The sequence below is a fragment of the Cedecea sp. B1(4) genome (assembly GCF_059414925.1).
This window is the reverse complement of sequence record NZ_JCAHMZ010000207.1, coordinates 1-325: the sequence shown is the minus strand read 5'-3', so window position 1 is coordinate 325 and position 325 is coordinate 1. Positions and strand designations below refer to the sequence as shown.

The following is a 325-nucleotide window of genomic DNA, read 5'->3' as shown; positions in this document are numbered from 1 at the left end:
GTGGAAAGGTAACTATTCGGTTTTTGCCGCTTCCGGCAGGTCGCCTTCCAGCGTCCAGCTCCCCTGCTGCCAGGTCTACGCTTCTTTCGTGGTTACTTCTTTAGCGAGGTCCATGCCGTACAGGCCAGGGAATGCTTTCGCTTCGTCCCGCGCGAGTGCCGCGTCTACGTTATCGCCCGCGATGATGCAGCCGGTCTGGGCACCTTTTTCACGCAGCAGGCGGGTCAGCTTACGGGTATCAATATCGGCAATCGCCACGATGTTATGGCGCTTAAGGTAAGAAGAAAGGTCTTCCTGACTTCTGAAGTTACTGGCAATCAGCGGC

The 325-nt window shown here is 56.3% G+C and carries 1 pseudogene; it reads right to left on the bottom strand.

From position 1 onward, the window contains the following. Nucleotides 1-15: 15 nt before the first annotated feature. Nucleotides 16-325 (bottom strand): annotated as a pseudogene (locus ACR6JA_RS22635) (carbamoyl-phosphate synthase domain-containing protein); the annotation flags it as partial.